Below are 24,972 nucleotides of genomic sequence, written 5' to 3'. Positions count from 1 at the left end.
TGGAGGATAGATGAGCATAATTGATAAGATGGACAATTTAGTCAGTATAGGCCGAGTTAAGGACATATCTAATTCTAAGGTACAAAGAGGTGTTAAGGGAAGCAATCTTGGTCGTGATGATTTTTTGAAACTGCTTATTACTCAACTTAAATATCAAGATCCTACAGATCCAATGAAAGATAAAGAGTTTATTGCACAAATGGCACAATTTTCAGCACTTGAACAAATGACAAATATGAGTAAATCTTTTGAAAATCTTTCATCTGTTCTAGGTATAAATAAGGATTTGGATTTATTGGGCAAAATAGTTGAATTTGAGCATGTTGATGGAGAGATTATTAAGGGTAAAGTTACAAATATTAAAACCGGAGTAGTTCCACAAATTATGATTGATGGAAAGTACTATCTTTATAAGAATATTTTGTCAGTAGGATTGGAGGAATAGTTATATGATGAGATCTTTATATTCTGGTGTTTCTGGTCTTCAGAATCATCAAACAAGGATGGATGTTGTTGGTAATAACATCGCAAATGTTAATACTATTGGTTTTAAAAAAGGAAGGGTCAATTTTCAAGACATGATTTCTCAGAGTATTTCTGGAGCATCTCGTCCTACTGATGGGCTTGGTGGTGTTAATCCAAAGCAGGTTGGTCTTGGAATGAGCGTTGCTACTATTGATACTATTCATACTCAAGGATCATTTCAAAGCACTCAGAAAGCTTCTGATCTTGGAATTAGTGGTAATGGTTTTTTTATCTTAAGAGATGGCAATAATTCTTTTTATACAAGAGCTGGTGCATTTGATGTTGATTCTGATCGTCGTCTTGTAAATCCTGCAAATGGTATGAAAATTCAAGGTTGGATGGCAAGGTCTATTGGGGGAGAACAGATTATTAATACATCTGCTGATGTTGAAGATTTAGTTATTCCTATTGGAGATAAAGAAGGTGCTAAGGCTACTGAATACATTACTTTTGCTTGTAATCTTGATAAGAGATTGCCTCTAGTTGAAGAAGGTGCGAGCGAAGTGGATATTGCTCGTGGTACTTGGGTTGTCAATAAGACTATTTACGATAGTTTTGGAAATACTAGTGTTGTTGAACTTAGGGTTGTAAAGGATGCAACTACTCCTAATACATGGAATGCTACCGTTTTAGTAAATGGTGAGGCAAATTCCAATTTTACAATGGGCTTTAATAATGAAGGAGCATTGCTTTCATTAAATGGTCAGGTAGGTCAGGTAGGTGATTTACTTGAATTTCCTATAACTTTTGGTGTTGTTAATGCTAATGCTGGAGAAGTTGGTGAGCAGCAAACTGTTAGTCTTAGGCTTGGCAATGTTGGTAGTTATACTGATTCAATTACTCAATTTGCTGATGCAAGTACTACAAAGGCTATTGTTCAGGATGGATATGGTATGGGATATATGGAAAATTATGAAATTGATCAAAATGGTGTAATAACAGGGGTTTATTCAAATGGCATTAGACGAGATATAGGAAAGATTGCACTTGCCTCATTTGTTAATCCTGGGGGACTTGCAAAAGCAGGTGATACTAATTTTAGTGAAACAAGTAATTCAGGTCAGGCTAGGATAGGTGAGACCGGTTTTGCAGGACTTGGTACTATTAGAGCAGGTGTTTTGGAAATGGCTAATGTTGATCTTGCTGAGCAATTTACAGATATGATAGTTACTCAAAGAGGTTTTCAGGCTAATGCTAAGACGATAACCACTTCGGATCAGTTATTGCAAGAGCTTGTAAGACTTAAGAGTTAATTTTTTGTTTTAGTTTATGATTTATGTAACTAAACTTAATGGCGATGGGTATTATTTAAATCCTTGTCATATTGAGAGTATTGAGACTAATCCTGATACTACAATTCTTCTTGTTAATGGTAAGAGATTAGTTGTAAGAGAAAGTGTAGTAGAGGTAGTAGATAGAATCAAGATGTATAGGAGAGATATTGCTTTGTTAGACAGAATTACACAAGAGAATAAGGGAGTTGGGATATGAATTTGGCTAGTATAATTGGCTGGGGAGTTGGATTTGGTGCTATTTTAATTTCTATGGCATTTACTCCTACAGGATTAGGGGTTTTTTGGGATTTGAGTTCTGTGTTTATTACGGTTGTTGGTTCTTTTTCTGCACTTGTGGCTTCCTCAGAAATTCCTACTGTTAAGAAAATTCCTATATATCTAGGATTTTTCTTTAAAAAAAGTTCTTTTGGTAGGGTTCCTATTATAAAGACCTTAGTGGAACTTTCAGAGAAAGCTAGGAAAGAAGGACTTTTATCTCTTGATGATGAACTTGATCAAATCAATGATCCCTTTTTTAAGTCTGGAATGAGACTTGTCGTTGATGGTACTGATCCTGAGATAATTAGAACTATGCTTTATCTTGAACTTGATCAAATGCAAGAGAGACATAAGATTGGTGCTGATCTTTTTGGAACTTGGGCAAAGCTTGCTCCCGCTTTTGGAATGACAGGTACACTTATTGGGCTTATAGCTCTTCTTGGGAATTTAGAAGACAGATCAGCACTTGGTTCTTCTATGGCTGTTGCTCTTATTACAACTCTTTATGGTACAATAATGGCTAATTTAATGTTGTTTCCTATTCAAATTAAATTAGAGTCTATAGATATTGAGGAAGCGTCAGTTAGGACGATGATAGTTGAGGGAATTTTATCAATTCAGGCAGGGGATAATCCTAGAATTTTAGAACAAAAATTGGTAACATTTTTAACCCCTAAAGATAGGAGTCAGCTTGGAAGCGGTATTCTTGGGGGTGAATGATGGCATTGAGAGTTAAGAAGAAGCGTTCAAAGTGTGAAGGAGGTGCTCCTGATTATATGTTGACCTATGGAGACATGGTTACTTTATTACTTGTTTTTTTTGTTACTATGTTTTCATTGAATGATATTATTCTCAAAGAGAATGTATTGAAAATAATGTCAGCTTCATTTACAGGTTCCGGATTTTTTAGGGGGGGTAAGACCTTGGATGTTAATAAGCTTTCTTATTTGAGTAATAGTTTTATGTCTTTGCCCTCTACTGAGAAGAATAAGCAAGCTTCTCAGGCGTCTAAAAATAAGTCTATTATTGAGTTTATTGAAAAGATTCAGTCTAGTAAGGTTATTGTGAGACATCATGAACGGGGTGTTATTGTATCTCTTTTAGCAGATGCTTTTTTTGATTCAGCTAGTGCTGAAGTTAAGCTTGATGATAATAGGGAAACTATACAAAAGATAGCTTCTTTTATTGGGTTTTTGGATAATCAAGGATATAATTTTAAAATTGAGGGACATACAGACAATGTTGATGTTAATATAAATGGAATTTGGAAAAGTAATTGGGAGCTTTCATCGGCAAGAGCAGTAAATATGTTAGAGCAGATTTTGAATTATACCGATCAGTCTAAAATACAAAGTATTGAGAGTAGATTTGAAGTATCTGGATTTGCGGGAAGTAAGCCGGTTGCTACAGATGATACTCCTGAAGGTAGGGCTTATAATAGAAGAATAGATATTTTGATTACTAGTGATGCTTCTTTGAGTTCTGCTAGAGGTATTAATGAGTAATAATGTTTTAGCAATGAAATAAGGGATTTATAGGAGGGAAATATGTCTGAGAAAGATGATGGTGGTATTGATGTAGGCGGTGCTGATAATAAGAGAATTGGATTGCTACCTGATGTTATAATAAAAATTTTGCAAATATTAGCAATAGGATTATTTACTGTTGTGATCATGATAATAGTTTCTTATTTTGTTTCTAAGATGGTAGTAAGTCAGAGTGGGGCACCTAATAATTTTCCAATTTTTTCTAATGAATATTTGGGGAAACCCCCTATGCTTATATGGTATGAAAGCATAGATGAAATTAGGGGTACTACTCAAGATACTCCCCCAAAGACTTTTATCATAAAACTTGCGTTAGGATATGCTGAGAATAATGTAAATATTTTAAGTGAACTTGGAAGACAGAAAGTTCGGTTAAAAGATATTATTAGAGAATATTTTAGTCAAAGAACAGGACAAGAGATAAAGAACGAAAGTCAGATTAAAGCAGAGATTAAAGCTAGAATTAATAGTATTCTTAGAAATGGTGAGATCAAAGAAATAGCATTAACGCAAATTGATATTTTTGATATGTGATTTTTAAAAGGAATTTTGAATGGCAGGTAATCCGGGATCATTATCACAAGATGATATAGACAGTCTTTTAGAATCTATTAATTCATCTGATAATTTATCATCAGATGATTCACTCTCTAATGTCATATCTAGCTCTATGGGCAAGAAACAGAAAGTTAAAGTTTATGATTTTAAAAGACCAGACAAATTCTCAAAAGAACAAGTAAGGACAGTATCAAGTTTTCATGAAGCCTTTGCAAGGTATACTACAACTTCGCTCTCAGCGCTTTTGAGGAAGATGGTTCATGTACATGTAGCTTCAGTTGATCAGTTGACTTATGAAGAGTTTATTAGATCTATTCCAAATCCTACTACTTTAGCAATAATTAATATGGATCCTCTTAAGGGTTCTGCTATATTTGAAGTTGATCCGACCATTGCATTTGCAATAGTTGATAGACTTTTCGGAGGAGATGGAGATACTATTAAGGATAAAAGCAGGGATTTGACAGAAATAGAACAATCCGTAATGGAAAGTGTTATTATCCGTATACTTGCTAACATGAGAGAAGCTTGGTCTCAGGTAGTCGATCTTAGACCTCGTTTTGGGCACATAGAGGTTAATCCTCAATTTGCTCAGATAGTTCCCCCAACGGAAATGGTTATTTTAGTAACCCTTGAAGTTAAGATAGGTAAAGTTGAAGGGCTTATGAATTTTTGTTTGCCTTATATTACAATAGAGCCTATTGTGTCTAAGCTTTCAACAAGATATTGGCATTCTTTAATTGGTGTGGGCACTACTAGTGAGAATCTTGATGTACTTAAGGAAAAGCTTGAGAATACAGATATGCTTTTAGTGGCTGAAATAGGAGAGGTTAAATTAAAGGTAAGAGAAATATTATCCTTAGAGAAAGGAGATGTGATTAATCTTGAAGATTCTCCAATAGATAAGGATTTGATCTTAAAGGTAGGGACCAAACAAAAATTTAAATGTAGAATGGGTCTTGTTGGGAGTAAGATTTCAGTTCAGATTACAGAAAAGGTTGGTGAGGTAGAAGATTTTGATTTATTAAAAGAACTTACAGAAGAGGTTGAATAGTTCATAAAAGTTTAAATATGTTAATAAGTTTAATGAAGAGGTAAATTAATGGCTGTAGATGATAAGAATGATATTGGTGAAGAAAAACCTGAGATCAAAGGCGTTAAGCTTCCTGATTTAATTGATACTTTGCCTGAAGGTGTTGACCCTAGTAATTTGGGGCTTTTGATGGATGTTTCTATGCAAGTTACTGTTGAACTTGGTAGGACTGAGCGTAAAATAAAAGATATACTTGGCATGTCCGAGGGAACGATTATTACACTTGATAAACTTGCTGGTGAACCTGTAGATATTTTGGTAAATGGTAAAGTTGTAGCTAAAGGAGAAGTTGTTGTAATTGATGAGAATTTTGGTGTTAGAATTACTGAAATAATTAAAATTAAAAATGAGTAGGTTAACTTTATTTAAGTTTGTATTTTTAATTTTTTTTATATTTATTTCTAAAAGTTTATTTGCGCAGAAAAATGAAGTTGAAGATGTATCTCCTTCTAGTTTAGAGAGTGAAGTTAATTTACCGATATTTGAGGATGATAAGGCTGATTTGAATAATAAAGATATACAAAATATATCTCTTTTTAATGTTGCCGATTTAGTTACTATATTTTTGTTTTTTCTTGCCTTTCTTTTTTGTATCTTTTTATTTAAGAAAATAATCCTAAATCATAAGAAAATCAGAGATGATAATCAATCAGATCTGATAAGAGAGCTTGCTTTTTATGAGATAGATAATAAAAATTCTGTAAGGATTATTATTATACTAGGTAATGTTTATGTATTTTTAGTATCAGGTAATTCTTCTATTTTGTTAAGAGAGATTAAACGGGGTGAGGAGCTAGATAATTTGGAATTTGGGATTAATAAGGCTAAGAGTCGTAGTAATGTAAGTTCATTCAAGGCAATTTTTGATAAAATATTGCGTAAGGATCAAAAAAATGAGTCATCTCTTGATGAGACTGAGTATGCAGAATTAGAGAATGATATTGAAACTTCTTTAAAAAGTAAGCAGGATAGGTTGAAAAAGTTCTAGGGGTTAAATTTGAGTAAAAAATTAAGTCTTTTCTTATTCCTTGGAGTCATAAATTTTTCATTTGCTCAAACTAAGTCTTTACAACCTACTACTGGTTTAAATTTTCCGTTTGTTGATCTTGTAAATTCTGTTGGCGGTGGGATAGTTTTTCCTCTGCAGCTTTTACTAATATTAACTATAATAACTCTCTCTCCAGCTTTCTTGGTCTTAATGACTTCTTTTTTAAGGATAGCAATAGTATTAGATTTTATTAGGAGGGCATTATCACTTCAACAATCGCCACCTAATCAGGTAATAATGGGATTAGCTTTATTTTTAACTCTTTTTACTATGTGGCCAACTTTTAACATAATATACAAAGATGCATATCTGCCCCTTAAGGATTCGAAAATAAGTTTTAATGAATTTTATGATAGGGGGATTGCTCCACTTAGAAATTTTATGTATAAGCAGATGTCTAATAGTAAACATGAAGAGATTAAATTATTTATGAGTATTAGTAATTATTCCAGGCCTAAAAATTTTAGTGAAGTTCCGACTCATGTTCTTATTGCATCTTTTGTTTTGCACGAGCTGAAAGTTGCTTTTAAAATGGGTATTTTGATATTTTTACCGTTCATAGTGATAGATATTATTGTAGCTGCAGTTTTAATGGCAATGGGAATGATAATGTTGCCACCTGTAATGATATCCTTACCATTTAAACTTATTCTTTTTGTAATGGTAGATGGTTGGACTTTGATTGCTAGTGGGCTTGTGAAAAGTTTCATGTGAGGATTTAAGTGACAACGGGACAAATTATTTATCTCATTAGGATTGCTGTTGAGAATATTATTATTCTCTCAGCACCAATGTTGATTACGGCGCTTATTGTTGGCCTTTTAGTTTCAATTTTTCAAGCTGTTACGTCGATCCAGGATCAAACACTTAGTTTTATTCCCAAGATTATTATAATACTTTTAACCCTTGTTATATTTGGCCCTTGGATTTTAAAAAAGCTTATGCAATTTGCTTTTGTTGTTTTTAGTCAAATTCAAAATATGTAATGTATGGATTAAAGTATGAATATGAATGCTTTGGTTTTAAAATCTTTTGTGGTCTTGCCTGTGTTTGTTAGGATTTTTCTTTTTTTAAGATTTTCACCTTTTTTTGCAACTATAAAGATGGGTTATTTAAATTTTTTCTTTGCATTTATTTTGTCTATTATTGTTGTAGATAAAATAAATGTTGTTTATCCTTTAGATAATTTGATTGCATTTACATTGATATTGGCAGGAGAAGCTGTTCTGGGACTGATTCAGGCTTTTTTTGTAAGCATAATTTTTAGTGTATTTCATTTGCTTGGTTTTTTTTTCTCAAATCAGATGGGACTTGCTTATGCAAATATTTTTGATGTTTTTGCAGAAGAGGATAATTTAGTAATATCCCAAATATTTACTTATCTTTTTTTACTTTTATTTTTATCAAATAATTTTTTATTGCGTTTTTTTATGATTGGAGTGCATGATTCTATTTTAAATGTTAGAGTCGAAAATATGGTTAATATAAGAAATTATGAATTTATTAAGTTAATATTTTATTCTTTTGCTGTTCTTTTTGAAAAGGCTTTAGTAATGTCTCTTCCAATCTTGGGAGTACTTTTACTTTTATATCTGATTTTAGGTCTACTTTCAAAGACTTCTCCCCAGATTAATTTATTAATGATTAGTTTTGCAGTTTCATTGGGATTAGGATTAATTATTTTATATATTTGTTTTCCAAGTTTGGTAATGTCTATTAAGAGAGTAATTGAACTTGCCTTAGAATCTATGAGGAATGCTTTAAATTTATTTTCTGAGACCTTAGAATGAATGCTAGAAATGAATTCTTAAATAAAAATTGGTATATACCTCTTAATTTTTTTGCCTCAGAAGATGAGGGAAGAACTGAGCTTCCTACTGAACAGAAGAAACAGAAAGCAAGAAAAGAAGGGCAAGTATTAAAATCAACTGAAATTAATTCAGCAGTTACTCTGTTCATATTATTTGCTGTATTTTTTTTTATGTTATCTTATTTTGCTCAAGAATTAATGAATGTTTTTAGATGGCAAGCTGGTAAGCTTCCAGAAATAATGTCAATTAGTATTTATGCATTGGGTTTTGCATATATTAAGCCGATGTTTGGATATATGATTGTATTTCTTTTAATATCATTTATAGTTAGTTTTTTAATTAATGTTATTCAAGTTGGTTTTTTGATAACCTTTAAACTTGTAATTCCCAGGTGGGATAGAGTAAGTCCAAATTTTTCAAAGTGGATTAAAAATTCTTTTGGTTCATTTGATGCTTTTTTCAATTTATTTAAAAGTTTATCAAAAATTGCTATAATATCTCTTATATATTATATTATGCTAAAAAGTAATATAGATAAAATCTCAAGAATGTCTGAGTATAGTCTTGAAGATGGTATTTCTGTTATATTAAGTCTTGCTTACAGAATATGTTTTTTTTCAATAATAGTATTGATGGGTATTAGTATACTGGATTATCTCTTTCAAAGAGCTCGTTATATTGAAAATTTGAAAATGACTAAAGAAGAGGTAAAACAAGAGAGAAAGGAAATGGAAGGAGATCCTCTGCTTCGTTCTAGAATGCGGGAGCGAATGCGAGAGATTTTAAATACTAATTTAAGGGTAACAGTTCCTCAAGCTGATGTGGTAATTACGAATCCAGAACATTTTGCTGTTGCTATTAAGTGGGATAGTAATACTATGTTAGCACCAAAGGTACTTGCAAAGGGGCAAGATGAAATTGCATTTGTAATTAAACAAATTGCAAGAGAAAATAATATTCCTGTGATGGAAAATAAACCGCTTGCAAGGGAGCTTTATGCTAATATTGATGTTAATGAGGAAATTCCAAGGGAATATTGGGAAATTGTTTCTAAGATTCTTGTTAAAGTATATTCTATTGCTAAAAAATTTAATTAGAGGTTAAGTTGTTGGATGCAAGAAAAAATTCTGTATTAGGATATTTTGGACTTAATAATAAAGCGGACTTGATAGTTTCAGTTGGCTTAATACTTGTTGTTGCTGGTTTTATTTTACCACTTCCTGCGTTTATTTTGGATGCTTTGATTGCAGTTAATTTGGTAGTAAGTCTTTTAATTATTCTTATTGTTCTTTATTCCAAGCGTTCACTTGATTTTTCAGTTTTTCCAACACTTTTACTTGTTATGACTATTTTTGGTCTTGTTTTAAATATTTCTTCTACTAGATTAATTTTGATAAAAGGAATAAGTTTCGATGGTCAAATGATAAGGGCCTTTGGAACATTTGTTGTTGGAGGTTCTGGAACTCAAGGTCTCTTTGTTGGATTTATAATATTTCTTATTATAATTGCAGTTCAATTTATTGTTATCACTAAGGGTGCTACAAGAGTTGCTGAGGTGGCTGCTCGTTTTGCTCTTGATGCTCTCCCTGGAAAGCAGATGGCTATTGATTCTGCCTATAGTTCTGGAAATTTGACAGAAGAGGAAGCCACAAGGCAGAAAAATGACTTGCAAGCTGAAGTAAATTTTTATGGTGCTATGGATGGTGCTTCTAAATTTGTTTCAGGCAATGTAAAGGTTGGATTTTTAATAACCCTTATAAATATTCTTGGGGGACTTATAATAGGGGTTACTCTTCAAGGGCTTACTTTTAGCGATGCTGTTAATAATTATGTGTCTTTAACTGTTGGAGATGGACTTGTCTCCCAGCTTCCATCATTATTAATCTCAACAGCAACAGGGCTTATTGTTACTAGATCTATATCAAAGAATAGTTTTGGAGGAGAGATTATTGAACAATTTACTTCCTATTCAGGAATTTATTGGATTGTATCTGGATTTTTGTTATTTTTGGCATTTCTTCCTGGATTTCCTACATTAATACTTATTCTTTTGAGTTTGTTGATAGCATTTTTGGCTTATTCACTTTCTAACTTAATTAGAAGTAGGGAACTTGCTGAGAAACAAAAAGCAGAAGAGCAAATATTAAGTTATGCGGATAAGGAAATTACTCCTGTAGTTCCGCTAGATCCATTAGCTTTAGAGATTGGGTATAATCTTGTGCCAATAGTTGATGATTCAAAGACCTCAGAGCTTCTTGATCGTATTGTAAAAATACGCCGTGAGGTTGCTCTTGAATTTGGAATAGTTGTGCCTAAGATTAGAATAGTGGATAATATGCGGCTTGAACCAAATGAGTATTCATTTAAGCTTAGGGGAGTAGAGATTGGACATGGAGAGATTAAGTTGGGTAAGTTTTTAGTTATCAATGTGGGTGCTGATTCTGGTATTGAAGGAGATCTTACAAAAGATCCTTCATTTGGACTTCCATCTCTTTGGGTAAATGATGATGGTAGGGAAGTTGCTGAAAAATTGGGTTATACTGTAGTTGATCCCCCTTCAATTATTGCTACTCATATGACTGAACTTATTAAGAGGCATGCTTGTGAGATTTTGACGCGTCAAGATGTTCAAAATATTCTTGATGTTTTTAAAAAAGATTATGGGGCTATTGTTGAAGAAGTTTTAAAAGATTTTTCAGTAGGAGAGATTCAAAGGGTGTTACAAGGGCTCTTAAGGGAGCAGGTTTCAATACGTAATTTAGTTACAATTTTTGAAACGATAGCAGACTTTACAAGTATTACTAAAGATATATTCTTTTTAATTGAAAAGTGTAGGCAGGCAATTGGGAGGCAAATAGTTAGTGGATATTTAGATTCTAATTTAGAGCTTAATGTGATAACAATAAATCCAGAATTTGAGCAAAAAATAATTGATTCACGATTTGAAGCTAATAATGATCTTGTAAGTTCTCTTGAGCCAAGTTTGAAGACTAAATTTATTTATGAACTCTTTAGACTTGTAAATGAGGTTCAATCACAAGGATATTATCCTGTTATACTATCTAGTGAATCCGCACGGCCTGTAATAAGGGTCTTAACCAGTAGAGAGCTTTCAGATATTGTTGTTATATCTGTTCTAGAGGTTCCTAAAAATGTTAAAGTTAATGTGCTTAAAATAGTAGAGGTTGAAGAGTAGTATTATGGTGCAGTATTTTACAGAAAGAGGTCCGACCTATAATGAAGTCATAGAAACCGTTAAGAGGAAATATGGAAAGAACGCTAGAGTTATGACTTATAAGACAATAGCTCATGGAGGAATATTTGGCTTATTTAGTAGAGATTGGATTGAAGTGTCAGGTTATGTTAGATATGACATTGGACAACAGCAAATAAATATTGAAGAGGAGAAGCGTAAAATTCTTCAAAGCATTAAAAAAGAAGAAAGCTCTTCAATTGAAGATGTAATTAAGGAAGTTAAATCTCTCAAGAACGAGCTTGCACACAAAAAGGAAGAAGTTAATCATCCAACAATTTTAAAAATAGAAGACATTTTACGTAGTAATGATTTTTCTGAGAGTTACATTAAAGATATTAATAATTTTATTAAAAAAGAGTTTAGTTTATCAGATCTTGATGATTATGATAAAGTTAAAGATAGTGTTATAATGTGCATTGCTAAGACTATTAAATGTTCAGGACCTCTTATTGATAATCTTAAAAAAAGAATTTTTATTTTAGTTGGACCAACAGGTGTTGGAAAAACTACCACTATTGCAAAATTAGCAGCAATTTATGGAATTAATAGTGATGATAAGAGTTTAAATATTAAGATTATTACCATTGATAACTATCGTATAGGAGCTAAGAAACAAATTCAAACATATGGTGATATTATGGGGATTCCTGTTAAGGCAATTGAATCTTTTAAGGATTTAAAAGAAGAAATTACACAGTCAAAGGATTTTGATCTTGTTCTGATTGATACAATTGGTAAGAGTCCTAAGGATTTTATGAAACTTGCTGAGATGAAGGAACTTCTTAATGCTTGTGGTCGAGATGCTGAATTTCACTTGGCCGTTAGCTCTACTACAAAGACTGCAGATATTAAAGAAATATTTCATCAATTTTCTCCCTTTAGTTATAAGACCGTGATTTTTACAAAATTGGATGAAACAACATGTGTTGGCAATTTAATAAGTTTAATTCATGAAATGAGAAAGGAAGTTTCTTATGTTACTGATGGGCAAATTGTTCCTCATAATATTAGTATTGCAGAACCGCTTACCTTTATCAAAAAAATAAATGGATATAGGATAAGTGATGATGTTGAATTTATTCGAAGGCTAAAAAGCAAATCTTATTATTAAGGATAATGTATGATGGAAGATCAGGCTCAAAGTTTACGTGATATTATGAGATTGAATAATAGGGCTAGTTTTGTTATTGATGATAAAATTCAAAATAATAGGACAAGATTTATTGCCGTTACTAGTGGCAAAGGTGGAGTTGGCAAAAGTAATATTGCTGTGGGTCTTGCTCTTAAGTATGCAAGTCTTGGTAAGAAAGTTTTGGTTTTTGATGCAGATATTGGTATGGCTAACATCAATATTTTGCTTGGAGTCATTCCAAAGTACAGTATTTATCACATGATTATGCAAGGTCGAGGTATTAAGGATGTAATAACAAAGACAGAATATAATATTGATCTCTTAGCTGGTGCTTCTGGGACAACAGAACTTTTAGATTTATCAGAGGCCGAGATGAATCAGTTTATAAAGGAGTTATTAAAAGTTTATGAATATGATATAGTTATAATAGATACCAGTGCTGGAATTTCAAGACAGGTTATTTCCTTTTTGTTTTCTAGTGATGATGTAGTTATTATTACAACTCCAGAACCTACTTCTATAACTGATGCTTATGGTATAATTAAGGTTTTATCTCATAAAATGGAAAATTTAAAAAATTTAAGACTGGTTGTCAATAGGGTGGCTAATGTAAGTGAGGGAAAAGTAGTGGCTAAAAAGGTCATTGATATATCGAGTCAGTTTTTAAATTTAAATATTGATTATTTGGGCTATGTTTATGAAGACCAGAATGTTAGGAATTCTGTTTTTAAACAAAGGCCTTTTATTTTATTGAATCCCAATAGTAAGGCTAGTTATTGTCTTGATTCTATTGTAGCTGCTCTTGAAGAGATTAATCTTGATAATAGAAAAAGAAGAGGTGTAATAGGTTTTATATCTAAATTTTTTGGCATGGAGTAGGTAATATGTTGTTTAATAAGATAAATAAATATGTTTTATTATTTGGTGTATTTGCATTTATTCTTGCGGTGATTCTTGGTATTTTTGCTCGCGTGCCTTTTATTACAGTATTATTTAGAGCGTTTTTTCAGTTTATATTTTTTTTCTGTGTTGGGTTTTTGCTTGAGTTTATATATAAGAAGTATTTGTATGATCTCTTTAGAGATGGTATCTTGAGTGATGATACTGATGAGGTTAATGAGAATAGTAACTGTAAGTCCGAGTCGGATAACATGAACTTTGCTCCTAAAAATATTCCTTTTAATGAGAATAAGGAAAATGATATTGATAATCATGATCGTATGAAAAAATTGAGTAAATATGATGGGGATACTAGAGAGAGTAAATTTGACATTGAATTTAATAGAAAATTGTTAGATCAGATTTCATATGTTGAGAGGACTGATCCAAAAATTGTTGCTGAGGCTATTAAAACTTTGATTAATAAAAAGGAATAATTATGGCTGACATTATCGATTTTTCCGATTTGAGGAATAAAATTAAGCATTATCTAGAAAAAGAGGATAGTGTTAGTTTAATAGAGGTGGAAGCAGATACCCTTGAAGAGGCTTTAAATGATGCTTCTTTAGAACTCTCAGTGCCTTATAAAGACTTAGCTTATGAGGTTTTGGTACGCGGAAATAATGGACTATTTGGATATGGTAAGAGAAAATGGAAAATAGTTGCTTATAGGAATTCTTATTCAAAGTTTGGTGTTACTGATGCTTTAACTTCACAAGATGGATCTGAAGAATTTACATCTCTTGATGGAAAATTTTTTATAAGGAGAACTGCCAAGGGAGTATTTTTAAAAGTTACTCCTGCTCAGGGAGATGGGAGTGTTGTTAAGCTTAAAGATGTAATGGATAAATTTGCATCTTATAGTAACATCAAGGATTTAGATGAAAATTTTATTAGATCGGTAGTTGAGACTGCTGATGGTAAGTATGAACAAGTATCTGCTTTTAAGGCTGATCTTGCTGAGAGTGTAACTATGATGGTTCATATAGCAGAAGATTCAATGTCAGTAACTATTGAATTTGCTGTTCCTGGGCCTTTTGGTGCTGAAGTTTTAGAAAAAGATATTTATAATATTCTTAAAAAATATGGAGTATCAGATCGAGCAGTTCTTAAGGATAAGGTAAGGGATTTTGTAGATTATCCGTTTTATGGTGAACCAGTTGAGATGGCAAAGGGAGCAAATCCTGTTAAGGGAAAAGATGCTTATATTAATTTTATTGCTAAGAGTAAGTATTCATGCGAATATGGTGATGTAAATAATGAGCTTAGAAATGTTAATCAAGGGGATGAACTTGCAGAAATTATTCCCTTATCAGAGGGTATTGATGGATATACTGTTTTTGGAAAAATATTAAAAGCAGAGAAGGGTCGGGATTTGGATTTGATTTTGGGAGAGAATACTTTAATGGAAGGAAATAAGATTATTGCAGGATGTGATGGATATATATCTATTGCAAATGGTGTTGTTTCTGTGCATGATGTTTATATTGTCGAGGGTGATGTTGGACCGGGTACTGGGAATATAGTAAATAATGGTATGGTGCTTGTTAGGGGAAGTGTTTTAGATGGATATAATATTATGGCTAAGGGTGGGATAGAAGTTAATGGACTTGTTGGTAGATGTAATTTAAGAACGGATGGATCTATGGTTCTTCGCAGTGGAGTTAATGGAAAGGGTGGTTCAGAGATTTATGCAAAGCAGTTTATTAAGTCCAAATTTTTAGAAAATGTTAATGTACGATGTGAAGGCGATATTGAAGTTGTAAGAGGGATTGTCAATTCTTTTGTTTCTTGCACAAAGAAGGTGCTATGCATTGGAAAAAAATCTAAGATAGTTGGTTCTGATGTTCATGCAAGAGAAGAGGTCCGGGCGTATTCTATTGGATCTGAGGGTAATGCTGAGACTTTTATTTGGGTTGGGTGTGATCCTGAAGTAAAAGCTTTGTTGTCTGGATTTGCTGAATATCTTGTAAAGATTGAGAAACGGTTGGAAGTTTTAACAAAAGATATTTCTGCCTTAAAGAAGAACATTCAACTTACTGTTGATAAAGCTGAGAAATCTTTAAAAATTGATAGTTGTAATGAGCTTATTAATGAGAGAGATATTTTAATTTTGGAAATAAAAATGGTAAAAGATAAGCAGGAAAGTTTACAAGAGGCACTTGAAGATAGTAAGACTGATGGCAAGATTTTTGTTGAGTATATAACTTATGCTGGGGTTAAGTTGCATATTAAAGATGCTTATTATGAGCTTCCAAGAGATTATCATAATATCACCTTTGTAGAGGATGACAATGTTATTAAAATGGTAGCTTATGTTCCTTTTGAATCTAAATAGGTTACAAATTATAGGAGTAGCTTTATGGATATTAGTGATTCATCTGAGATTGTGAAGATAATTACTCAAGGTGCTTTTAAGGCTAGTGAAATTTCAAATGAAGATTTAAGGAAGAGGCGAATAAGAGAAAATAAAAATTTAAGTTCAAATCAAAATAAGAGCTATCATGTTGATTCTGCAATAAATAGCATATATCCGACTGATGAGATTACAGATAGTAAGCTCAATTTTATTACAATATCAAAGGTTAAGACTGCCAAGAGAGATTTATCTGGTATAGATGATATTAATTTGCATGATCCAAAAATTGGAAGGAACGTTGATATTGAGCGATAGTTTTAATATAGGACATTCTGTATGTTTATTGTTTTTTGTTTTATTTTAATTATATTTATTTTTATATATTTTCATGTTTATATTAGTTTTCAAATGAAATCTAATAGCATACTTAGGAAATTTAGGAGTGAGGTAGATAAGACTATTATTGAGATTAATCAAGCCACTGATAGGAATATAAATATCATTGAGATAAAGATTGAGAGCTTAAATAGGATTATTAAGGAAGTTGATGAGAGGATAGAAATACTTGATCAAAGGCTATTAGGATTTAATGCCCATTCAATTTCAATGGGAAATAATAATTTTGGAATGAAAGGTGATGGTAGTGCTTATAAGAGTAATTTAGATTATTCAATACCTACTATTGAGAAGAATATAATTAAGGAAGGATATAATATTCGCCAGCAAGTTATTTCGCTTTATGAGCAAGGAATGTCTTTAGAAGTTATTGCAAAAAAATTGAAATTGGATTTGGGTGAAATTGAATTAATTGTTTCAATTCATAGGGGTAGTTGATGGAAAAATGGATAGGCATAGATCTTGGAACTACAAATACTGTAGCGTCTTATTTTGATTCTAATTCTAGGGTGATATTAAATGATAGGGGTGAGCGAATGACACCTTCTATTGTATCTTTTACAGATTCTGGTGTTATTGTTGGTAGTATTGCTAGACATCAGATATTAGTAAATCCAGATAAGACTTTTTATAATTTTAAAGTTGATATAGGCACTGAAGTTACTTATGAAGTGGGTGATAATACATATAGAGCTGAGGATATTGCATCTTATTTACTCTTAAATGTGAAGATGAATGCTGAAAAATTTTTAGGTACAGAAGTGAATGATGTTGTAATAACTGTTCCTGCCTATTTCTCTGAAATTCAAAGAAGAGGGGTGGTAAAAGCTGCAAGTCTTGCAGGATTGAGATGTCGGGCAATACTTAATGAACCAACAGCAGCTGCTTTGTCTTATGCTTTTGAAAAACAAATAGATGGATTATTTCTTGTCTATGACCTTGGTGGTGGAACTTTTGATGTTACTCTTTTAGAAAAACAAGATGATACTTATACTGTTCTTGCAGTTAAGGGTGAGAATAAACTTGGTGGCAATGATTTTAATGAAATCATAGAAAAGCATGTTTTAATGCATTTTAAAGAAGAATATCCTGATATTAATTTAGATGATATTATTCTTCTTGAGCAAATAAGAGACAGAATTGAAGAGGCTAAAAAGAATTTATCTATTGTGGATGAAGTTAGTATTGTATTACCTTTTCTTGATGGCAAGCATTTGAATTATAAACTTAAAAGAGATGATTTTAATTCTATGATTAAGGAATTTATAGAGAAAACTATTAATCTTACAAATGAATGTATTGCCGATGCAGGTGTTGAGCTTGAGAGTATTTCAAAAATAATACTATCAGGAGGTTCAACCAGAATTCCTTTAGTTAAAGAGGGATTGAGGCAATTTTTTCCTAAAATTGAGGTTTTAGATTCTTTAAATCAAGATGAGGTTGTTGCAAATGGAGCGGCTATTCAGGCTTTTAGTCTTTCAAATAATAGTGCTCTTATTGATTTTAAAGATGTAACTTCTTATTCTCTTGGTATTGAGACTTGTAATGATGGATTTTTTACGTTAATTAAGAGAAATACTTTATTGCCTGTTAGAGAGCGAAAAATATTTACAACAACTAATGATTATCAGGAAGAGATTGAGGTGCATGTGCTTCAAGGTGAGTATAAAAAGGCATCTTTGAATTATTCTATAGGTAGATTTTTCTTTAGTAATATACAAAAGGCTTTAAAGGGTGTTCCGAAGATAGAAATACTTTTTAATTTGGATGAAAGTGGTATTTTAAGCATTTCTGCAAAAGATTTAGATACTAATGCTTCTAAGTCAATTGAAATAAAAATGACAAGTGCTTCTTTTGATAGTAATCTTCAAAAAGAAGGTGTTCTTGCTTTATTGGAAGATATTAGCTCGAGTGATGAGTTAGAAGAGAAAATGGAATTGCTTTAAGCATTTATTTAGATTGATCTTAAGAGATATTGATTTCTATTATTTGAAGGTCTACAGGCAGTATATTATTTTTCCAATAATATCATTGATATTGATAAATCCATATTCTCTTGAATCAAGGGAGACTTGTCTATTCTCTCCTATTACCAGATAATAATCCTTTGGGATATATATGCTTTCTAATTTTTTTAGGTGTTCTTTATTTATGTTAAAGTTTAAATTATGTATGGATATTACATTTTTGTGTAACTTTGTAAATTTTTCTCCTGGAATGGCAAAGATTTTTTTTACAGATGTTTTTTTTGTTATAGGGTCTTTAATAAGTACCATTTCGTTTTTTTTGGGTGTGCCCCATAACATGATGTATGTTTCTCTATTCTTTAGTCTAAGTCCATAAGCTAGTTTATTGTTTATTATCCAATGTTTCTCTAAAATTATTGGTAACATTGAAGAACCTTTGACTAAATGAAAAGACAGAGATATTTTAATGATTGCTAGCATTAGTAGTGAAGCTAGTATAATGGGTATTAATATTTGTTTATGGAATTTGATCATTTCTTAAAAAAATATCCACTTGAGATTTTTAAGAAATTGAAATTTCTAGTGTATATTGTATAATAAGGCATGCTATGATTATACCAAAAAAGGACCAGAATGTATTAAAAAGAAACAGAAATTTTTTATTTGATAGGGCAATTAAAGGTGATTTTGAATTGAGGGATTTTGGTAATAATCGTAATCTTCGTAGACGAAAACGGAATAATTTTTTTCGTTTTATAAGTATTCCAAGGAAGATTTTTGATGTAATTAAATTATTATTTTTGGCTTTAGTTAGTAAAATGGTAAGCATTGATGATTATAAGTACCGATCTTTGTATAAGACTTCTTATAAGAAGATTCGACTTCCAATGATTAATGCTTATGATGTCAAGCTAACTTATAGTTTTATTTTTAAGTTTAATACGATAATTTTTGTTTTAGTATTAGTTTTTTATTTGAATATTTTTTCGTATTATGGTTCGTATATTTTTCTAAATAAGTTGAGTTTTCCCAAAGATTATTTTATTGATACTTTTTTATATTATAGCGACCAAGATTTAACTCAGATCAATAATCATTTATTTGGAGTAGATACAAATAATTATGAGGCAACTGTAAGGAAACCTTTTGTTTTAAAGGTAGTTGAGCATAAGATTAAGCCGGGAGAGACACTCTCTCATATTGCAGCCAGGTATAGCATAACGAGTGAGACTTTAATTTCTTATAATAACATTAAAGATGTGAGGAGCATTAGGCCCAATTTTGTTATTAATGTGCCTAATATGAAAGGAGTTCTTTATACCGTTGAGAAAAATGATTCCCTCTCATCAATTGCAAACAAATATAAGATTCCCAAAGTAGATATTCTTGATGCTAATAATCTTGATAATGAAGTTCTGTATTTAGGTCAAAAGTTATTTATTCCAGGGGGAAAAATGTCTAAGGAGTTACTTAGAAATGCTTTAGGAGAGACTTTCTTATTTCCAACCCAAGGAATTATTACATCAGGTTATGGTTACCGTCCTGATCCTTTTACCAAGACTATTAGTTTTCATAATGGGATTGATATTGCAAATGCAGCTAATACACCCATTTTTGCAACAAAAGAGGGTATTGTGGTAACAGCTGGATTTAGTGTTGGAGGATATGGGAAATATATTATTATCTCTCATAATAATGGGTTTCAAACCCTTTATGCCCATTTAGGCTCTTTTGCAGTTAAAGTTGGACAAAGGGTTTCAAGGGGACAAATAATAGGACGTATGGGAAGTACAGGGTATAGCACAGGTAATCATTTACATTTCACTATTTTTAAAGATGGAAAAACAGGGAATCCTATGAAATACCTCAGATAGTGGTTATATATACTTTGATATATCCAATGTTTTAAGTATTTGTATTAATTTTTTTCCTTCTACAAGATCAATTAACCTACCTTCAATGATTTGTTTGGCTTTCTCAGAAAATATGGCTGGTGCAATACAGAGTCCTTTTAATTTGCTCTCTTTGGTTTTTGAAATAAAGTCTTTTAAAAATAATTCACCAAAATTTTTTTGTTCTGTTCTGACAAATCGGACTATTAGATTTTCTTCCCATTGATTATTTGATATTTGAAAATTCATGTCTATAAATTGTGAGGTTATTTCATTTATCTTTTTATCTCTTACTTGGAACTTATTCTTATAGATTTTAAGGACAATTGCACTGGCTAGACTATCAAACTTTTCTTTTGGACTTTTAAGATATATTCTTAATGCTAAGTTTTCATTTAGCCTTTTACTAAATTCTAGTTTTTCAGCAATTTTTTGATAGTGCGGGTCAATCCTTTCAACTTGAGTAAACGCCTCGGTTGCTTTTTTGTAGTTCTCAGATTCTATGTATAGTTCCCCTAGTTTGTAAAAGAGTTTAAGAAATATTTTTGTAGGTAAATCAGGTTTGACTTTCATCATTTCTCTAACGTTATCTTCTAGTTTTGCTAAGTTGTTATTTTTTGAATTAATATCAGATTCAATTAGGAGAGCTTCATATATCATTCCGTCTTTATTTCTTATTTTGTTTGCAATATCAAGTGCGAGTTGGTCTTGATTTAATTGAGATAGGGATTGGGCATATGCTAATAGAGCATTTATATCATTTTGTATATGTTTATGTATGCCACTAAATATTCCAACAGCTTTAGTATAGTTGCCTGTATAAAAGAGAGTTATTCCTATGTATTTTAAAGCATCTTTATTATTTTTATCACATTTATATATCTTTGTAAGATAATGGAGTGCTTCTTTGTAATGTGCATTTCGTAGGAAAGCTATTCCAAGATAGTAGTTCACATCCATATCATTTTTTTTTATGACATATGCTTTTTTAAGAAATCCTAATGCTTCTGCATTAAAATTTCTCTCAAGATTATAAAAACCGTAACTTAAGAAAGCCTTAAAAGAGTCTATTCCTTGATTTATAGGATTTTCTTCTGCAAGTTGGCATAATTTTCTTGCATATTTAATTCCATTTTCAAAGTCTTTATTGGAATAATAATAATCGTTTAGAGCTTGTAAAGCACTTATGTCATTTGGGTTTGTTTTTAACATATTTGCAGCTTGTTCAGTTATTTTTTTTGTTTTATTTAATGTTTTGTTATGTCTACCTTTTTTTCTTATTTTGCTGTTTGATATTGCAATCTTGAAGAATAAAAATACCAAAGCAGATATTGCGGTTGAGGACAGTATTATAAATAATGGTAACACCCTAACTTCTCCTAAAAATCATATTTAGTAATATCATATAAAACAGTAATGCATAGCTTTAAGTATTTTTTTAAGCATTTTTCTTTTAACTAAAAGCTTACTTACAAGTTGAATATGATATTAATTATATTATATTATTGTTATAGTTAATTATATATGAATATATGAATTTGTTTTTGCAAAAGAACAAAAAGGTTGGAATTCTTGAAAGGTTTTTTAGCCATAAGGCTTTCTAATGATGAATATTTTTCGATTTTAAGTTTGGATGATACTGCTGTTAAGAGAGTGGTATTGGGTAAGCTTGCAGATGAAGCTAATGTGAAATTGGATCTTTATATTAGTAAGTATGAAGACTTTTCTAATCCTGTTATTATTGGATCTTTTTTCTTAGATAATCTTAGAAAAGAGAGTTCTAATATAAATGTTTATTTTAAAATAGATTCTATGATGCTTTATGTTTACGGTGAGTGTGATGGCATTACAAATAAATCTAGGTTTGATTTAAGCTTAATTAATCTTGCTGTAGGCTCAGGAGAAATTAGTTTGGAGGATGCTAAATCGAATGATTTGCCCATTAAGCTTAGTGATGTAGAGCATGAAGAGTCGGTTTTAAAAGAATTTGGCAGTGTTGTTGGACAAGATGGTTCTCTAGATGTTGGTTTGGATAATGTTGATAGTTTAATTGATCCCCAGTCTTTGTTTACAAACGATAAGCTTTCCAGTAATGAGAATAATTTAAATTTATTATCGGACTCTTTAAGTTTAGATAATGATATATTGGTAAGTGAAAATTTAAATTCTGATCCTAATCTTAATTTAGAAAATTTTGATTTTGAGCTTACAAAGGATAAATTTGAGAATAATGTTGATAAAGGGAATGAAATTGAACATGTCCTTAGTGATAAGGATACTGTTAGTCAAGATGCTTCCGATTTAAATGATATTCCTGTTGATATTAGTGATGCGAGTGTTGTTTCTGGTAGTTCTGATACTAATAATGTGAAATTAGGTGAAGATGATAACATTATTTTTGGTGATATTAATGTTAATGCTTTGCAAGGGTCTTATTCTGATGATTGGAATATTGACGATATTATTACAGATATTGATAAGGAGTTGAATGAGAGCGAACTTAGTGATGTTGTTTTAGATTTGAGTGAGGAAAATTTTGCTACAGATTTTGAAGAGAGTCGATTAGATGTGAATTCAGAAGAAGGTCTTATTCAAACTTCTATGCTTTATTTAAGTCTTATTTCTTTATTTCTTTTGATATTCTTTTCATTATTTTTGATTTTTTCTAAAGTATTAAATCCTAGAAATTTTGCAATTTCTTATTATCCTTTTTATAAGGAAGAAAAAATTACTAAATGTGAAAAAAATAATTATGTTTAAGCAAATTGTTTGTCTGTTTTTGTTAAGTTTATTTTCTTGTTCTTTTGGAAAAGGATCTTTAAGTAACAATATAGTTAAAAGAAATGTGAATGATTTTGATTTAAATCATCTGAGTTGGTTATGGAATTTTGACTATTTGGGACAAAGTTTCGATGACTATTTTGGCATAGATTCAAATTCTTATGTGTATGTTGCCTATCTTTTTAAAAAAATAGGATATGATGAAAAGTTTAGAGAATATATGTATAAGGCAATAAAGAGTAGTAATGATATTGCATCTCAATTTGCTGGTGTTAAGCTTCTTGAATATTATAATGCTAGAAGGGAATATCCTGAGGCTGAACTTATTGGGCGTAAGCTTTACAAAAGATATGATAATAATAAATTTATTATATTAGGATATTTTAAAAGTCTTTATTGGCAAAAAAAGAATGATGAGGCTCTTTTAGTTTTAAATAAACTGGAAAAGATGGATTTTGTACAGTCTCAAGAGAATGAAAACCTTTTATTTAAGGCAGTTCTTTATTTTAACGCTTCTGATATTGATTTATCATTGGTGTATTTCAGGAAATTATTTGAAGAGCTTCCAGCAGAATATTTACATGTAAGGGCTCATGATTATTTTGTTCTTGAAGAGAGATCCAGTCTTTTAAATCCAAGTTTTTTAAATCTTATTAAATTTAAAGCTTTGGTAGCTAATGGAGATTTAAAAGGTGCAATCAATATATTAAATGATGATTTTAAGAAATATTATGATAACTTTGTATTTTTAAATGATGTTTATAAGGCTTTTCTGGGTTCAGGCTATATTAGCAAGGCATTATCTTTTTTTAGTAATTTAAATAGTATTTATAAGGATTATTATTTAGGGCTTATTAATTTAAGATTAAAAAAGGACGTAGGTTTTCTTACCATAGTTAAATATTTAGAAAATACTTCTCTTGAAAATGAACCTTATAGATTAGAAATACTTAATGAAATTTTTAGCAATTTAGTGTTTCTTGAAAATACAAGAAATTATTTTTCAGAAAACATAGCTAGATTTTATACAAGCAAAGATAAGAGTGATCTTGGCTTTATTAAGGCATTAGATCAGTATATCTTAGAAGCTGTGCAACTTGGGGATTATGATAATTTATATGCACTCTATCATAATGGTAAAGATGTTATTGATGGTGCTGTTTTATCTAGACTTGCCTTTATTAATGCAAGGCTTATATATCATAAATTGATTTCTCCTAAATCAAGAGATGAGTACAGTGAACTTTTACGTTCTTCTATTAAGTATAATCGGACCTCTTATTCCTCATTTATGAGTAGATATTTATTGGATCAAAATATTAATGATTATTTTGAAAATGCTTTAGATATTCAGTATGATCATTCTGATTATGAAAGTTTTTTAGAGGGGTTTTTGAAATTTAATTTGCATTCTTATGTTAGTGCTTTTGTTGCTAAAGATTTTAAGAATGGTTATAGATTTTCTCCTAATTTTTATCGTAATCTTTATGATGAACTTGTGAAGCATGAGTATTATTATGAATCTACACTTGCTATTAATTATCTTGTAAGACAGGAGAATTTGGCTTTAAGTAGAGATGATTATAAGCGTATCTATCCGTATTTGTATAGTGTTTTAATTAAGTATTGGTCAAAGAGGAGAGGACTTGAGCCTAGTCTTGTGTTTTCTTTAATAAAGGCTGAGAGTAGTTTTAAAAGAGATGCTGTATCTAAACCTGGTGCTATTGGACTTATGCAAATTATGCCTTTAACATCAATTGATGTTTCTAGAGAGATTAAATATTATGATTATGATTTGAAACAGCCAAAAGATAATGTTATTATAGGAACTTATTATTTAAATAAAAGGATAAAAATGCTAGGAGAGGTATATAAAGCTCTTGCATCTTATAATGGTGGCATTGGAAATGTGCGAAAATGGGAGAAGGATTATGGACATTTACCCAAGGAGCTTTTTATTGAAGCAATTCCTTTTGGGCAAACTAGGAATTATATTAAGAAAATATTGGTTTACTGTGTGTTGTATGATGCTTTATATGAGAATAAGGGAATGGATTTTATCATAGAGTATATTATGGGTAAATTTCCCAAGAGTTTTTAGGTTGTTGATAACTA

Annotated in this window: 25 protein-coding genes and 1 pseudogene; 24 read left to right on the top strand and 2 right to left on the bottom strand. The window is 30.9% G+C overall.

Features of this window, described 5'->3' with window-relative positions; genetic code table 11:
- Positions 1 to 10: 10 nt before the first annotated feature.
- The 21 genes and pseudogenes from flgD (at position 11) to bhYOR_RS01310 (ending at position 18,163) form a co-directional block, all read left to right on the top strand.
- Positions 11 to 445: a flagellar hook assembly protein FlgD gene (flgD, locus tag bhYOR_RS01410; RefSeq protein WP_025399624.1), complete on the top strand. Its 435-nt coding sequence runs from the start codon at positions 11 to 13 to the stop codon at positions 443 to 445.
- Between the two features lie 4 nt (positions 446 to 449).
- A complete protein-coding gene (gene flgE / locus bhYOR_RS01405) occupies positions 450 to 1,778 on the top strand; it encodes a flagellar hook protein FlgE (RefSeq protein ID WP_025399623.1) in 1,329 nt (442 codons plus the stop codon).
- A 16-nt stretch (positions 1,779 to 1,794) separates the two neighbouring features.
- Positions 1,795 to 2,016 (top strand): flagellar FlbD family protein, encoded by a 222-nt coding sequence (locus bhYOR_RS01400; protein WP_025399622.1) that lies wholly within the window; start codon positions 1,795 to 1,797, stop codon positions 2,014 to 2,016.
- Positions 2,013 to 2,798 carry a motility protein A gene (locus bhYOR_RS01395; protein WP_025399621.1) on the top strand — a complete coding sequence of 262 codons (786 nt, stop codon included), beginning with the start codon at positions 2,013 to 2,015 and terminating at the stop codon, positions 2,796 to 2,798. The genes bhYOR_RS01400 and bhYOR_RS01395 overlap by 4 nt, the downstream gene beginning before the upstream one ends.
- Positions 2,798 to 3,583: a flagellar motor protein MotB gene (gene motB / locus bhYOR_RS01390; protein WP_025399620.1), complete on the top strand. Its 786-nt coding sequence runs from the start codon at positions 2,798 to 2,800 to the stop codon at positions 3,581 to 3,583. Before bhYOR_RS01395 ends, motB begins: the two co-directional genes overlap by 1 nt.
- A 42-nt stretch (positions 3,584 to 3,625) precedes the next feature.
- Positions 3,626 to 4,159, top strand: coding sequence for a flagellar basal body-associated protein FliL (fliL, locus tag bhYOR_RS01385; protein ID WP_025399619.1), 534 nt, complete (start codon positions 3,626 to 3,628; stop codon positions 4,157 to 4,159).
- 19 nt (positions 4,160 to 4,178) lie between these two features.
- A complete protein-coding gene (fliM, locus tag bhYOR_RS01380) occupies positions 4,179 to 5,237 on the top strand; it encodes a flagellar motor switch protein FliM (RefSeq protein ID WP_025399618.1) in 1,059 nt (352 codons plus the stop codon).
- A 48-nt stretch (positions 5,238 to 5,285) separates the two neighbouring features.
- Positions 5,286 to 5,630 carry a flagellar motor switch protein FliN gene (gene fliN / locus bhYOR_RS01375; RefSeq protein ID WP_025399617.1) on the top strand — a complete coding sequence of 115 codons (345 nt, stop codon included), beginning with the start codon at positions 5,286 to 5,288 and terminating at the stop codon, positions 5,628 to 5,630.
- Entirely contained in the window at positions 5,623 to 6,264 is a 642-nt protein-coding gene (locus bhYOR_RS01370) for a flagella biosynthesis regulatory protein FliZ (protein WP_025399616.1), read from the top strand. Before fliN ends, bhYOR_RS01370 begins: the two co-directional genes overlap by 8 nt.
- Before the next feature lie 9 nt (positions 6,265 to 6,273).
- Positions 6,274 to 7,038 (top strand): flagellar type III secretion system pore protein FliP, encoded by a 765-nt coding sequence (gene fliP, locus bhYOR_RS01365; RefSeq protein ID WP_025399615.1) that lies wholly within the window; start codon positions 6,274 to 6,276, stop codon positions 7,036 to 7,038.
- A gap of 8 nt (positions 7,039 to 7,046) precedes the next feature.
- Complete coding sequence (gene fliQ, locus bhYOR_RS01360) at positions 7,047 to 7,310, top strand: flagellar biosynthesis protein FliQ (RefSeq protein ID WP_025399614.1); 264 nt, start codon at positions 7,047 to 7,049, stop codon at positions 7,308 to 7,310.
- A gap of 15 nt (positions 7,311 to 7,325) precedes the next feature.
- The gene (gene fliR, locus bhYOR_RS01355) at positions 7,326 to 8,114 is read left to right on the top strand and encodes a flagellar biosynthetic protein FliR (protein WP_025399613.1); all 789 of its coding nucleotides are present in this window, start codon (positions 7,326 to 7,328) and stop codon (positions 8,112 to 8,114) included.
- Complete coding sequence (gene flhB / locus bhYOR_RS01350; RefSeq protein ID WP_025399612.1) at positions 8,111 to 9,232, top strand: flagellar biosynthesis protein FlhB; 1,122 nt, start codon at positions 8,111 to 8,113, stop codon at positions 9,230 to 9,232. Before fliR ends, flhB begins: the two co-directional genes overlap by 4 nt.
- A gap of 8 nt (positions 9,233 to 9,240) precedes the next feature.
- Positions 9,241 to 11,331 carry a flagellar biosynthesis protein FlhA gene (gene flhA / locus bhYOR_RS01345; RefSeq protein WP_086936068.1) on the top strand — a complete coding sequence of 697 codons (2,091 nt, stop codon included), beginning with the start codon at positions 9,241 to 9,243 and terminating at the stop codon, positions 11,329 to 11,331.
- A gap of 4 nt (positions 11,332 to 11,335) precedes the next feature.
- Positions 11,336 to 12,502 carry a flagellar biosynthesis protein FlhF gene (flhF, locus tag bhYOR_RS01340; RefSeq protein WP_025399610.1) on the top strand — a complete coding sequence of 389 codons (1,167 nt, stop codon included), beginning with the start codon at positions 11,336 to 11,338 and terminating at the stop codon, positions 12,500 to 12,502.
- Between the two features lie 12 nt (positions 12,503 to 12,514).
- Positions 12,515 to 13,402 (top strand): MinD/ParA family protein, encoded by an 888-nt coding sequence (locus bhYOR_RS01335; RefSeq protein WP_025399609.1) that lies wholly within the window; start codon positions 12,515 to 12,517, stop codon positions 13,400 to 13,402.
- A gap of 5 nt (positions 13,403 to 13,407) precedes the next feature.
- Complete coding sequence (locus tag bhYOR_RS01330; RefSeq protein WP_025399608.1) at positions 13,408 to 13,899, top strand: hypothetical protein; 492 nt, start codon at positions 13,408 to 13,410, stop codon at positions 13,897 to 13,899.
- 2 nt (positions 13,900 to 13,901) lie between these two features.
- Positions 13,902 to 15,800 (top strand): FapA family protein, encoded by a 1,899-nt coding sequence (locus tag bhYOR_RS01325; protein WP_025399607.1) that lies wholly within the window; start codon positions 13,902 to 13,904, stop codon positions 15,798 to 15,800.
- 24 nt (positions 15,801 to 15,824) lie between these two features.
- The gene (locus tag bhYOR_RS01320; protein WP_025399606.1) at positions 15,825 to 16,136 is read left to right on the top strand and encodes a hypothetical protein; all 312 of its coding nucleotides are present in this window, start codon (positions 15,825 to 15,827) and stop codon (positions 16,134 to 16,136) included.
- Positions 16,137 to 16,157: 21 nt separating this feature from the next.
- Positions 16,158 to 16,713, top strand: a pseudogene (locus bhYOR_RS01315) (DUF6115 domain-containing protein).
- Positions 16,655 to 18,163: an Hsp70 family protein gene (locus bhYOR_RS01310; RefSeq protein WP_025399605.1), complete on the top strand. Its 1,509-nt coding sequence runs from the start codon at positions 16,655 to 16,657 to the stop codon at positions 18,161 to 18,163. The pseudogene bhYOR_RS01315 and the gene bhYOR_RS01310 overlap by 59 nt, the downstream one beginning before the upstream one ends.
- 51 nt (positions 18,164 to 18,214) lie before the next feature.
- On the opposite strand, the gene lepB is transcribed toward bhYOR_RS01310, so the two are convergent.
- A complete protein-coding gene (gene lepB / locus bhYOR_RS01305; protein WP_025399604.1) occupies positions 18,215 to 18,718 on the bottom strand; it encodes a signal peptidase I in 504 nt (167 codons plus the stop codon).
- Between the two features lie 74 nt (positions 18,719 to 18,792).
- Between lepB and bhYOR_RS01300 the strand changes: the two genes are divergently transcribed.
- Positions 18,793 to 20,058 carry a peptidoglycan DD-metalloendopeptidase family protein gene (locus bhYOR_RS01300; protein ID WP_025434002.1) on the top strand — a complete coding sequence of 422 codons (1,266 nt, stop codon included), beginning with the start codon at positions 18,793 to 18,795 and terminating at the stop codon, positions 20,056 to 20,058.
- Positions 20,059 to 20,061: 3 nt separating this feature from the next.
- On the opposite strand, the gene bhYOR_RS01295 is transcribed toward bhYOR_RS01300, so the two are convergent.
- Positions 20,062 to 21,288: a tetratricopeptide repeat protein gene (locus tag bhYOR_RS01295; protein WP_407933126.1), complete on the bottom strand. Its 1,227-nt coding sequence runs from the start codon at positions 21,286 to 21,288 to the stop codon at positions 20,062 to 20,064.
- A gap of 360 nt (positions 21,289 to 21,648) precedes the next feature.
- On the opposite strand from bhYOR_RS01295, the gene bhYOR_RS01290 reads away from it, so the two are divergent.
- A complete protein-coding gene (locus bhYOR_RS01290; protein ID WP_241763792.1) occupies positions 21,649 to 22,836 on the top strand; it encodes a hypothetical protein in 1,188 nt (395 codons plus the stop codon).
- Entirely contained in the window at positions 22,829 to 24,958 is a 2,130-nt protein-coding gene (locus bhYOR_RS01285) for a flagellar assembly lytic transglycosylase (protein ID WP_247088245.1), read from the top strand. The genes bhYOR_RS01290 and bhYOR_RS01285 overlap by 8 nt, the downstream gene beginning before the upstream one ends.
- The last annotated feature ends 14 nt before the right edge of the window (positions 24,959 to 24,972 follow it).

The organism is Borrelia nietonii YOR, assembly GCF_023035795.1.
Lineage (GTDB): Bacteria > Spirochaetota > Spirochaetia > Borreliales > Borreliaceae > Borrelia > Borrelia hermsii.
This window is presented reverse-complemented; position numbering and strand designations above follow the sequence as displayed.

Coding starts and splice junctions, on each gene's coding strand:
- bhYOR_RS01325 (WP_025399607.1), top strand. CDS start 13,902: ATGGCTGACATTATCGATTTTTCCGATTTGAGGAATAAAATTAAGCAT.
- bhYOR_RS01370 (WP_025399616.1), top strand. CDS start 5,623: ATGAGTAGGTTAACTTTATTTAAGTTTGTATTTTTAATTTTTTTTATA.
- flhF (WP_025399610.1), top strand. CDS start 11,336: ATGGTGCAGTATTTTACAGAAAGAGGTCCGACCTATAATGAAGTCATA.
- flhB (WP_025399612.1), top strand. CDS start 8,111: ATGAATGCTAGAAATGAATTCTTAAATAAAAATTGGTATATACCTCTT.
- bhYOR_RS01330 (WP_025399608.1), top strand. CDS start 13,408: ATGTTGTTTAATAAGATAAATAAATATGTTTTATTATTTGGTGTATTT.
- bhYOR_RS01400 (WP_025399622.1), top strand. CDS start 1,795: ATGATTTATGTAACTAAACTTAATGGCGATGGGTATTATTTAAATCCT.
- bhYOR_RS01295 (WP_407933126.1), bottom strand. CDS start 21,288: ATGTTAAAAACAAACCCAAATGACATAAGTGCTTTACAAGCTCTAAAC.
- bhYOR_RS01285 (WP_247088245.1), top strand. CDS start 22,829: ATGTTTAAGCAAATTGTTTGTCTGTTTTTGTTAAGTTTATTTTCTTGT.
- fliR (WP_025399613.1), top strand. CDS start 7,326: ATGAATATGAATGCTTTGGTTTTAAAATCTTTTGTGGTCTTGCCTGTG.
- bhYOR_RS01320 (WP_025399606.1), top strand. CDS start 15,825: ATGGATATTAGTGATTCATCTGAGATTGTGAAGATAATTACTCAAGGT.
- flgE (WP_025399623.1), top strand. CDS start 450: ATGATGAGATCTTTATATTCTGGTGTTTCTGGTCTTCAGAATCATCAA.
- fliL (WP_025399619.1), top strand. CDS start 3,626: ATGTCTGAGAAAGATGATGGTGGTATTGATGTAGGCGGTGCTGATAAT.
- motB (WP_025399620.1), top strand. CDS start 2,798: ATGGCATTGAGAGTTAAGAAGAAGCGTTCAAAGTGTGAAGGAGGTGCT.
- bhYOR_RS01300 (WP_025434002.1), top strand. CDS start 18,793: ATGATTATACCAAAAAAGGACCAGAATGTATTAAAAAGAAACAGAAAT.
- lepB (WP_025399604.1), bottom strand. CDS start 18,718: ATGATCAAATTCCATAAACAAATATTAATACCCATTATACTAGCTTCA.
- bhYOR_RS01310 (WP_025399605.1), top strand. CDS start 16,655: ATGGAAAAATGGATAGGCATAGATCTTGGAACTACAAATACTGTAGCG.
- bhYOR_RS01395 (WP_025399621.1), top strand. CDS start 2,013: ATGAATTTGGCTAGTATAATTGGCTGGGGAGTTGGATTTGGTGCTATT.
- bhYOR_RS01335 (WP_025399609.1), top strand. CDS start 12,515: ATGGAAGATCAGGCTCAAAGTTTACGTGATATTATGAGATTGAATAAT.
- fliM (WP_025399618.1), top strand. CDS start 4,179: ATGGCAGGTAATCCGGGATCATTATCACAAGATGATATAGACAGTCTT.
- flgD (WP_025399624.1), top strand. CDS start 11: ATGAGCATAATTGATAAGATGGACAATTTAGTCAGTATAGGCCGAGTT.
- fliN (WP_025399617.1), top strand. CDS start 5,286: ATGGCTGTAGATGATAAGAATGATATTGGTGAAGAAAAACCTGAGATC.